General features: G+C 41.2%; 12 protein-coding genes. 4 read left to right on the top strand and 8 right to left on the bottom strand.

Annotation, left to right across the window (positions count from 1 at the left end):
* Positions 1-53: 53 nt before the first annotated feature.
* From groL to C0J08_RS10110, 3 genes are all read right to left on the bottom strand, one after another.
* Complete coding sequence (groL, locus tag C0J08_RS10120) at positions 54-1,700, bottom strand: chaperonin GroEL (RefSeq protein ID WP_212656007.1); 1,647 nt, start codon at positions 1,698-1,700, stop codon at positions 54-56.
* A 57-nt stretch (positions 1,701-1,757) separates the two neighbouring features.
* On the bottom strand, positions 1,758-2,048 hold the full coding sequence (locus C0J08_RS10115; protein ID WP_212656006.1) for a co-chaperone GroES: 291 nt from the start codon (positions 2,046-2,048) through the stop codon (positions 1,758-1,760).
* Between the two features lie 129 nt (positions 2,049-2,177).
* A complete protein-coding gene (locus tag C0J08_RS10110) occupies positions 2,178-2,657 on the bottom strand; it encodes an FxsA family protein (RefSeq protein ID WP_212656005.1) in 480 nt (159 codons plus the stop codon).
* Between the two features lie 47 nt (positions 2,658-2,704).
* Here C0J08_RS10110 and C0J08_RS10105 point away from each other — a divergent pair, with 47 nt between their 5' ends.
* A complete protein-coding gene (locus C0J08_RS10105) occupies positions 2,705-3,025 on the top strand; it encodes an MGMT family protein (RefSeq protein WP_283247163.1) in 321 nt (106 codons plus the stop codon).
* A 43-nt stretch (positions 3,026-3,068) separates the two neighbouring features.
* On the opposite strand, the gene C0J08_RS10100 is transcribed toward C0J08_RS10105, so the two are convergent.
* Entirely contained in the window at positions 3,069-3,554 is a 486-nt protein-coding gene (locus tag C0J08_RS10100; protein ID WP_212656004.1) for a YajQ family cyclic di-GMP-binding protein, read from the bottom strand.
* Positions 3,555-3,637: 83 nt separating this feature from the next.
* On the opposite strand from C0J08_RS10100, the gene C0J08_RS10095 reads away from it, so the two are divergent.
* Positions 3,638-4,585: a ketopantoate reductase family protein gene (locus C0J08_RS10095; RefSeq protein WP_212656003.1), complete on the top strand. Its 948-nt coding sequence runs from the start codon at positions 3,638-3,640 to the stop codon at positions 4,583-4,585.
* 23 nt (positions 4,586-4,608) lie between these two features.
* Here C0J08_RS10095 and C0J08_RS10090 read toward each other — a convergent pair whose 3' ends face one another.
* Complete coding sequence (locus tag C0J08_RS10090; protein WP_212656002.1) at positions 4,609-5,442, bottom strand: CvfB family protein; 834 nt, start codon at positions 5,440-5,442, stop codon at positions 4,609-4,611.
* Positions 5,443-5,521: 79 nt separating this feature from the next.
* Positions 5,522-6,082, bottom strand: coding sequence for a DUF1415 domain-containing protein (locus tag C0J08_RS10085; protein ID WP_212656001.1), 561 nt, complete (start codon positions 6,080-6,082; stop codon positions 5,522-5,524).
* Between the two features lie 216 nt (positions 6,083-6,298).
* On the opposite strand from C0J08_RS10085, the gene C0J08_RS10080 reads away from it, so the two are divergent.
* Entirely contained in the window at positions 6,299-7,504 is a 1,206-nt protein-coding gene (locus tag C0J08_RS10080) for a DEAD/DEAH box helicase (RefSeq protein ID WP_212656000.1), read from the top strand.
* Positions 7,505-7,583: 79 nt separating this feature from the next.
* On the opposite strand, the gene ribA is transcribed toward C0J08_RS10080, so the two are convergent.
* Together ribA and C0J08_RS10070 are read right to left on the bottom strand one after the other, a co-directional pair.
* Positions 7,584-8,192: a GTP cyclohydrolase II gene (gene ribA, locus C0J08_RS10075; RefSeq protein WP_212655999.1), complete on the bottom strand. Its 609-nt coding sequence runs from the start codon at positions 8,190-8,192 to the stop codon at positions 7,584-7,586.
* 97 nt (positions 8,193-8,289) lie between these two features.
* Positions 8,290-8,763, bottom strand: a complete 474-nt coding sequence (locus C0J08_RS10070; RefSeq protein WP_212656287.1) for an Lrp/AsnC family transcriptional regulator — start codon at positions 8,761-8,763, stop codon at positions 8,290-8,292.
* 215 nt (positions 8,764-8,978) lie between these two features.
* Between C0J08_RS10070 and leuA the strand changes: the two genes are divergently transcribed.
* A complete protein-coding gene (gene leuA, locus C0J08_RS10065) occupies positions 8,979-10,652 on the top strand; it encodes a 2-isopropylmalate synthase (protein ID WP_212655998.1) in 1,674 nt (557 codons plus the stop codon).
* Positions 10,653-10,720 lie beyond the last annotated feature (68 nt).

Below are 10,720 nucleotides of genomic sequence, written 5' to 3'. Positions count from 1 at the left end.
AAAGCCCCACTAAAAAGTGGGGCTCTGTTTAAGCTAAGTAGCTAGGGAAAGGGTTACATCATGCCGCCCATGCCACCCATTCCGCCCATGCCACCCATATCAGGCATAGCTGGACCTTCTTCTTTTGGAAGGTCGGCAATCATAGCTTCAGTAGTGATCATCAACCCAGCAACAGAAGCGGCAGCTTGAAGAGCTGAACGAGTTACTTTAGCTGGGTCAAGAATACCCATTTCTAACATATCTCCATACTCACCCGTTGCTGCATTGTAACCGTAGTTACCTTCACCTTGTTTCACTTTATCAACAACAACAGACGCTTCAGCACCCGCATTTGTAACGATTTGGCGCATTGGAGCTTCCATCGCACGTAACGCAAGCGTAATACCAACGTTCTGGTCTTCATTGTCGCCTTTAAGGTCAACTACTTTAGTTAGCGCACGAACAAGTGCAACACCACCACCAGCAACAACACCCTCTTCAACTGCTGCGCGAGTCGCATGAAGAGCATCGTCTACACGAGCTTTCTTCTCTTTCATCGCTACTTCGGTTGCTGCACCGATCTTAATCACAGCAACACCGCCAGCCAATTTAGCAACACGCTCTTGAAGTTTTTCTTTGTCGTAGTCAGAAGTAGAATTAGCCATCTCTGCACGAATTTGTTCTACACGACCAGTGATATTAGCCGCTTGACCAGCACCATCAACAATGGTTGTGCTTTCTTTCGTCAAAGTAACACGTTTTGCTGTACCCAACTGCTCAAGAGTTGTTGTCTCAAGAGACATTCCCACTTCTTCAGAAATAACAGTTGCACCAGTTAAAATCGCAATATCTTCTAACATGGCTTTACGACGATCACCAAAACCAGGCGCTTTAGTAGCCGCAACTTTAACAATGCCACGCATTGTGTTTACAACCAATGTAGCCAACGCTTCGCCTTCAACGTCTTCTGCAATAATCAATAGTGGACGAGATGCTTTGGCAACACCTTCCAATACAGGTAGCAAATCACGAATGTTAGATACTTTCTTGTCAACAAGAAGAATGAAAGGGTTTTCTAGTTCCGCGCTCATCGTTTCTTGGTTGTTGATAAAATAAGGAGACAGGTAACCGCGATCAAACTGCATACCTTCAACAACGGCTAGCTCATCTTCAAAGCCAGAACCTTCCTCAACAGTAATGACACCTTCTTTACCAACACGATCCATAGCTTCCGCGATAATTTTACCAACAGAAGAATCTGAGTTAGCAGAAATAGTACCAACCTGCTCGACAGCACGGTTGTCTTTACAAGGAGTAGAAAGTGCAGCAATTTCTTTAACTACGGCACCTGCGGCTTGATCAATACCACGTTTAAGATCCATAGGGTTTCGGCCAGCTGCAACAGCCTTAAGACCCTCAGCAACAATAGCTTGAGCTAGAACCGTTGCTGTCGTTGTACCATCACCAGCAACATCATTGGCTTGAGAAGCAACTTCTTTCACCATTTGAGCGCCCATATTCTCAAACTTGTTATCAAGTTCAATTTCTTTCGCAACAGTAACACCATCCTTAGTAACAAGAGGCGCTCCGAAAGATTTTTCAATGACAACGTTACGACCTTTTGGGCCTAACGTTACTTTAACTGCATCTGCAAGAACGTTCACACCTTTCAGCATTTGCTGACGTGCGCTATCTCCAAATTTAACTTCTTTAGCTGTCATCTTTTTATACCTTAACTGTTGTAAATGCCATGAATCGTAATAGAACTTTATAACGAATTAGGCTTCGATAATGCCGTAAATTTCGTCTTCTTTCATAATAAGAAGTTCTTCACCTTCGATCTTAACGGTCTGACCTGAGTACTGGCCAAACAACACAGTATCACCAACTTTAACGGCCAAAGCTTGCACATCACCATTTGATTGAATACGGCCAGTGCCAACAGCCAAGACCTCTCCCTGAGTAGGTTTTTCTTGAGCAGATCCAGGCAGGACGATACCAGATGCGGTTGTTGTTTCTTCTTCTTTACGTCGAACAACGACACGATCGTGCAAAGGACGAATATTCATTGATCAATCTCTCCAATTAAAAACGATACCAGGACTCCCCTGGCTGGATAACCCCACTTTTATACAGCAGGAATCTTTAACAGGGTTCTATATACGGCTACACAAGCCGATTTCAACCCTGAAAACAAATTATTTTTTATCAATTAAGTCATTGTCATCTTTATGTTCTTTTGAGTACTCACCATCAATTGTTTCTCCTTGAGACTGAGTATCGTAACGACCATAGGGAGCCCATTTAGACCCTCTTTTCACCATAGAAGCAACGAAATTAACCAAAAGACCTGCAGCAAACAGTTTGCGTAGCGGTGGTATTAACAATAATCCACCAATAATGTCCGTCACAAACCCAGGCATAAGCAAACATAATCCAGCAAATATAAGCATCAAACCTTCAGCAACTTCAGAAGCTGGCAACTCACCTCGACGCATTTTTTCCTGTGCCTTCAATGATGTTTCTAATCCTTGCTTACGTATTAAAGTCACACCTAAAATAGCCGTTAAAAAAACCAAACCAACCGTTGCCAGTGCACCTATTTGACTGCCAACCTTAATTAGCACAGACAATTCAATAACGGGAATGAGTATAAAAAGCAAAAGTGCAAATCTCATATTGACCTTCTTAATTTTAAATGTAGTTATTTATCTAAGGGCTAAAAGTGACGAATCAACCGATGGATAGATTTAAATCTCAGGTATTACTTATTTTAAGTGAAATCCCTGAGGGTGAATGTATTGCTTATGGAGAACTCGCAAAGCTCGCAGGTTTTCCAGGTTATGCACGACAAGTAGGAAGTTTAATGAAAAGCTTACCAAAAGATACCAAACTGCCATGGTATAGAGTCATAAACGCCCAACATCGAATTAGTTTTGCTGAAAATACCGATAGTTACTTAAGGCAAAGAAAAAAATTAGAGCAAGAAGGTTGGATTATTGTAGGCAACAAACTAATGAAAAATGAAAAGCACACAAAGAAATAAATGCACTGCTACACAGCATGATGTAGCAGCACCAAGAATCAAATTAATCTCTGAAGTTAGTAAACTGAACAGGTTGCGCCAAATCCGCACCACGCAATAACGACATAACTTGCTGAAGATCATCACGCTTCTTGCCTGTCACTCGAAGTTGGTCACCTTGAATCTGAGCTTGAACCTTTATTTTACTTTCCTTGATCATTTTCACGATCTTTTTGGCTTCATCCGTTTCAATGCCCTCTTTCATTCTTACTGCTTGCGAAGCGCGCATATTTCCTTTAACGACATCTTCTTTTTCCAAACTTTTTAAATCAATGCCACGGCTAACCAATTTTTGGTTTAAAATATCAGACATCTGACGAAGTTGAGGTTCCGCTTCCGCTTCCATGACGACGCTTTTTTTGTCTTTAATTTCGTAGTGTGCTTTTACGCCTTTAAAGTCATAACGAGTCGTAACTTCTCTGTTTGCCTGATCGACTGCGTTAGTGACCTCGTGCCAATCTAACTCAGATACTACATCAAATGATGGCATTTTCTGCTCCTTTGCATTTTCAATAATGTATTTTGGAGCGATAATAACAGGGATTGAAATAAAACACCTAATGGAAACCTATTATGAAGAATACGCCTTGGTTAATCATCGGCGCTGGCGCTATCGGCCTTTTCTGGGCTTGTAAGCTAGAAAAACTCGGCAATAAAGTCCATATTGTGTATCGATCCGATAGCCCCGGTAAAAAAATCACCTTAGAGTCACTTACCGACGATGAAGGCCATCAACAAGTCAACGTATCCACACATAAAATAAAAAGTTTCAAAGCTGAAGAACTAAAAGAACAATACGACAAAGTGCTTTTATGCACAAAATCCTTTGATCTTAAAAATGCTTTTTCTCAAGTAGCCAACCACATAAAAGCCGATGCTGACATCGCTTGTTTATGTAACGGCATCGGCGCTCAAGAAGAGCTGCAAAATATCTTATTAGATACTCAAACCTTATGGGCAGGAACTACCAGTGAGGGCGTTTTAAAAATTGAAGCCAACCATATTAAGCATACAGGCTTAGGAGACTCCTACTTTGGCCAATGGCGCTCAACTACTCCAACCAAAGACTTCCCCATCGAAAACATGACAGTAACAAACATTCACCAGCGCATGATTGAAAAGCTCGCAGTCAATGCGGTGATCAACCCCATTACCGCTATTTTCAACATCCATAATGGCGATATTTTAAACGATGAATTTAAACCTTTAATCAACGCAACCTTATCCGAACTATCTAGTTTATTTACTCATCCAAAATTTAGTTATGCAGAAGAAAGCCAACACCTCACTTCTGGCAATCTAAAAAACCGAATTAACACCATTGCCCAGCTAACTCGATTGAACAGATCTTCAATGCATGAAGATATTCGCTTACACAGGCAAACGGAAAACAGTTTTATCTCAGGCTTTTTACTGGATAACAGCCCAATTGATCTTCCTGTACAGCGCTTGCTTTACGATGGCGTTGCTCATGCGGAACAACGAGAAGAAGTCAAAAAAAAGCTGCTAAGTATTTCTTAGCAGCTTTTTTTTTAAAATATAATCTAGATCTTCGTGATCTTTTCTTTAGTAAGATGAATTTTCTTTTCCTTGTATAACGCACCTAACGCTTTTTTATAGGTCGCTTTACTCACTTTAAAAACAGCATAAATAGCTTCTGGCGACGCTTTATCAGTCAATGGCGACTCACCACCATGGGAATCCAAATAGTCTAAAATATCATCTAAGATATTGCGTACTTTTTTGTAGCCCACCTCTTGTAAGCTGAGATCTATCTTACCGTCTTCACGCATCTGCTTTATAAAACCAACGGTTTTTTCTCCTTTTCGAAGCTGTCTAAACGCATCCTCGAAAAACAAAACCCCCCAAAAGCGATTATCGATAACACACTTAAAACCAATATTAGTTTTATCGCCGATGATGATCGACACTTTATCACCAACACGGTAAGGCGCTTCTTCACGGTTAAGCAGAGCATCAACCTTAGTGGTCGCTACGATACGATTTGTCGTTTGATCTAAGTAGATAAACAATAAATGCGTTTCGCCTTCTTCTACGCGATTCTTCTGCTGGCTAAACGGGACCAACAAATCTTTTGGTAATCCCCAATCAAAAAACGCACCCACTTGGTTTACCGCTACAGAGGTCAATGCGGCAAACTCACCTACTTGAGCTTTCGGAAATTCAGTCGTCGAAATTAACTTATCATCTGAATCTAGGTAAACGAAGACTTCCACTTCATCTCCTATTGTTACGCCCTTTGGAACGTAACGCTTAGGCAGCAAAATTTCACCTAATTGATCGGCATCTAAATACACACCAAAATCTTTTTCTTTAACGACTCTTAATGTATTTAAGCGCCCTATTTGTGTAGCCATGGGTTCTCCGGCAAGCAATTTTTTTCGAACTATACGCACTTCACTCTTAAGCGCAATAAAGATATCCCTAAAATATAAGTTAGTCGTGATCCACTTTCATGCAATCAGCAAAAATAACGTCTAACTTTGATTTTCCCAGCTGTTCCATTTTCTCAATGTTTTGCTCTGGAATCTCGGCGGTATCACCATAAAACTCAATGGCTTTATCAACACTCGCTTCCCTCAAAAGGTGCAGCATCGGGTATGGAGAGCGATTGGTGTAATTTGAAACATCATCCGGCTCAGTGCCCGCAAAACAATAATCAGGGTGAAACGTTGCCAACTGATAAACACCTTCACAACCTTGCTCAAACATTAAATTCTCAGCCGTTTCTACAAAATCCAAATAGCGGTGAAAGTCTTTAAACAAAGTAGGAAAAATCAGTAAGGTCGTTTCGGTTTCCGGATTCTCATCTAACCATTGAACCTCAGTCATCAGCTCTTCTAAGGCGACATCTACTTTCTTCGACCTTAAGACAACGCAACGAACACTGTCTTTTTCTACTTCTCGCTTGGCAAAAGGGCAAACATTTAACGCCACAATAAATTCTTTTACCCACCCCATGGTTTGGGTAGTGACTAACTCATCCGATAACAACATAACGCGTCTTCTTATAAATATTTGTGTGTATTTTAGAGCAAAGCGTAGAAAGGGTCTAACATATCATCCAACATCGGAGGTTTAGATTTCGCAACCTCTGAAAACAAGGTATCATGCCAAACATTACAATCCATGATAATGGTCATTCGACTCATTTTGTTATTACACTAATATTCATAATCGGTCACACCATTTATCCCGTTACAGAGAGTTTACATGTCATTTGCTGAATTAGATCTGGATTTCACCATCGAACAAGCTATAAGCGACCTTGGTTTTGAAACCCCAACAGAAATCCAAGAACATGCCATCCCAATTGCCTTAGATGGATCAGACCTACTTGCAACCGCACCAACAGGCACAGGAAAAACCATCGCATTTTGTGCGCCAGCCATTCAACACATCCTCGATCGAGATGAACCATCCACAACCGCACCTAAAGTATTGATTTTGGCTCCTAGCCGCGAGCTAGCACGTCAAATTTTTAACCTAGTAGAACAACTTACGCAGCATACTCGCATTCAATCTCAACTTATTATTGGTGGCACACCTTATGGCATGCAGCAGCAGCAACTTAGCGAACCATGCGATATCTTAGTGGCGACACCCGGGCGATTAGTCGAACTAGATGAAAAACAATGGCTTGATTTAACGGATGTGTCTTATTTCGTCATTGATGAAGCTGATCGCATGTTGGATATGGGATTTTTGAATGCTATCAAGCAAATTGCGCGTGAGTTACCACAAGAACATCAAACATTGATGTTTTCGGCAACATTAGAAGGCGAAAAAATGGGACGCTTCGCTAGCGCCCTCTTAAATAAGGAAACACAGCAAGTTCGTCTTGGCGAATCATCACGTGCAGTACCAAATCAGATTCGTCAAATTGCCTATCGTGTAGATAATGAAGAACATAAAGAAGCCGTACTTAAGCATTTGCTAACCCAAGAACGTGTCCATCAAGCCGTTTTGTTTGTTTCTAACCGCGAACATGTCGATGTTTGGGTGCAGCGTATTCGTAAAATGGGCTTGATGTGTGATGGTTTACATGGCGAAATGAAACAAGGTGATCGTAGTGAGCACATGAAGCAGATGAAGCGTGGCCGTTTGCAGGTGCTTGTTGCCACCGATGTCGCATCTCGAGGCATTGACCTTCCAGAAATCAATACGGTGATTAACTTACGTTTACCTCGCAAAGCAGACTCTTATATTCATCGAGCTGGACGTGCTTCTCGCGAAGGCGCACCAGGTGAGTGTATATCATTGATAGACATTAATGACTTGCCAATGATCGAAAAAATTCAGCGTTTTATGCAAACCAATATTAAATTTGGCCGTATCGAAGGTTTAGAACCTAAAACTAAAGCTCGTTCCTCAAGCAATAAAAAGAAAAAGAAGAAACCAGCCTCTGCTAAGAAGTAAGTATCCATTTAACGATAAACAAGAAAGGCGCCTTTTATGGCGCCTTTCTTGTTTATCGTTAAATGACAATTTTTCACCATCAATCAAACTTTAAAGTATGCTGCTTACGCTTAGCTTTGGTTTCTAAGTAATTGCGGTTATGTTGATTAACATGAACCTTAGTAGGCACCAATTTTACAACATCAATACCATGCTCTTTTAGTTGCTGGGCCTTATCAGGATTATTGGTTAATAGCCGAACCTTAGTCACACCAAGAGCGCGCAACATTTCTGCAGCAATACCAAAATCACGACCATCATCAGGCAAATGCAGCATTTCATTTGCTTGATAAGTGTCATAACCTTGATCTTGTAACGCATAAGCCTCTAGCTTAGCGTACAACCCAATGCCACGACCTTCTTGACGAAGGTATAAAATATAGCCGCCTTGCTCATTAATAAGGTCAATAGCCTCGTCTAATTGCTCGCCACAATCACAACGGCCAGAACCAAACACATCTCCCGTTAAACATTCCGAATGCAAACGGACCAATGGAATGCTTTCATTATCCTTAGCTTTTGTACCTTCAAAAAATATCCCTATGTGCTCTTTACCGGAATCATCACCATTAAAGGAAATGAATTCGGCCATAACGTCGCCCGCCCTCACGGGAATCATTACACGACGCTTAATTGTTAAATCACTCATAACTACTTCTCTACTAGGGATTTTTTATTGTAACAGTATAACATTCATTTATTTAGCCAAAAGCTAAAATATCAATGTTAAATAATGAAATAACACTCTAAAGCAAATGATCTAGAGGCAAAGAAGTACTCTCTTTTACGCTACGCAATAAAAAACTTGATTGAACGCCAGTAACCCCAGGAATACGCGTTAACTTACCCAATAAAAAATCATGGTATTTTTCCATATCCTCAACCACGACTTCTAATAAATAATCACAGTTTTGTCCTGTCACCAAGTTACAATTCCTTACCTCTGGAAAACAGTCAACCTGATCTTCAAATACACTAAAACGATCTGGAGTATGTCGGTCCATACTAATTTGTAGAAACGCCGTCAACTTTAAGCCTAAACTCGACTTTTTCAAAATAGTCACTTTACGATCTATAACACCAATTTCTTCAAGCGCCTTTACCCTTCGTAAACATGGTGAGGCAGAAAGCCCAACCCGATCTGCCAACTCTTGATTTGTTAAGCTAGAATCTTGCTGTAATTCTCGCAAAATATTCAAGTCGATTTTATCAAACCTCAACATAACCACCCCTAAAAACCAATTTCACCTTACTTTACGCAATATAATGCCATTTGGGTTTAATTTTCTATAAAAAACGCAATCTTTTACTCATATTTTTTGGTTAGACTATAGAAACTGAAACAAACAAAGAAACAGACAATCTAAAAAGCGCCAATCAGAGACGCATTAATAAAAACGAGGTTTATCGACCTCATATTAATAAGGACAAAATCATGTCATCTTTTGATCACACTAAATATACGCCATTTAAGCCTGTTGCCATCGCTAACCGAACTTGGCCTGACAACGAAATCACTAAAGCTCCTATCTGGTCTAGTGTTGACCTGCGTGATGGCAACCAAGCATTGGTAGAACCAATGACGGTTGAACAAAAGAAACAATTTTTTGCCCTACTTGTTGATGTTGGCTTCAAGGAAATTGAAGTGGGCTTCCCTGCTGCCTCTCAGCTAGACTTCGATTTTGTTCGTTGGTTGATTGAAGAAGATCAAGTGCCTGACGATGTATACATCCAAGTGTTGACTCAAGCTCGGCCAGAATTGATTGAGCGCACTTATGAATCACTAAAAGGAGCCAAAAAAGCCATTGTTCACGTTTATAACTCCACTTCCACTACCCAGCGTGAGCAAGTATTCCGTTTGGATATGGAAGGCGTTAAGCAAATCGCGATAAATGGAGCAAAATGTGTAAAAGAGCATGCAGCGAAACACCCAGAAACAGAATGGGTATTTCAATACTCCCCTGAAAGTTTTACTGGAACAGAAATCGATTACGCCGTCAAAGTTGTTGATGCCGTTATCGATGTTTGGCAACCGACACCAGAAAACAAAGCCATTATCAATTTGCCTGCTACCGTCGAGGTTTCTACGCCTAACCGTTATGCAGACCAAATTGAATACTTCTGCCGTCATGTAAAAAAACGTGACAGTATGATCGTTAGCTTACACACACACAACGACCGTGGCTGTGGTGTAGCGGCAGCAGAATTGGGCGTTATGGCTGGGGCTGATCGTATCGAAGGCACATTGCTAGGAAACGGCGAGAGAACCGGCAATATGGACATAGTTACCATGGCTATGAACATATACAGCCAAGGCATTGATCCAGAGTTGGCGTTAGGCGATATGGACCGCATCATAAGTGTGGTTCAAGCCTGCACCTTGCTACAAGTTCACCCGCGTCACCCATACGCAGGCGAATTAGTGTTCACCGCCTTCTCCGGCTCTCACCAAGATGCGATTAAAAAATGCTTGGCAAACCAAACAGACGATAAGCCATGGGACGTTGCTTATTTGCCAATTGATCCTCGTGATGTGGGTCGCAGCTACCAAGAAGTCATTCGTGTAAACAGCCAATCTGGTAAAGGCGGAGTCGCTTATACTCTTGAACAAGAATACGGTTTGGCTTTACCACGCTGGTTGCAAGTCGAATTTAGCCCTATCGTTCAACAATTCGCAGAAAACGATGGTGGCGTTGTAAACGCTGAGTCAATGAAAGAGTTGTTCGAAACGAGCTTCATGACGGGTACTACCCCTTATCAATTAGGCAAATATGACCTAGCCAAAGATGATGTAGATACCGTTCACGCTGAGCTTATTGGCAATAACTCTGCTGTTAAAATCAGCGGTAGTGGTAATGGAGCATTGTCAGCGTTTAGCGAAGCACTAGGCAAACATTTCAATATGCGTGTCGATATTATCCAATACCAAGAGCATGCATTAAATGTTGGTAGCGATTCCCAAGCTATTGCCTATGTTCAGGCAAACATCGACGGTGATCGATTCAACGGTGTTGCGATCGATAACGACATTGTCTCTGCGTCTATTCAGGCTCTATTAGCCACTGTGAACCAGAAAGTCACAGAGAGCAAAGATTCAGCCGTTGCATAATTCATTAAGTTGAAATTAAAAAGCCGAAAATCGTTTAGATTTTCGGCTTTTTAATAGATCTTTTACTG

The sequence above is a fragment of the Marinomonas sp. CT5 genome, assembly GCF_018336975.1.
In the GTDB taxonomy this organism is placed as follows: domain Bacteria; phylum Pseudomonadota; class Gammaproteobacteria; order Pseudomonadales; family Marinomonadaceae; genus Marinomonas.
The sequence above is the reverse complement of the archived record's forward strand: the minus strand, read 5'-3'. Positions and strand labels throughout refer to the sequence as shown.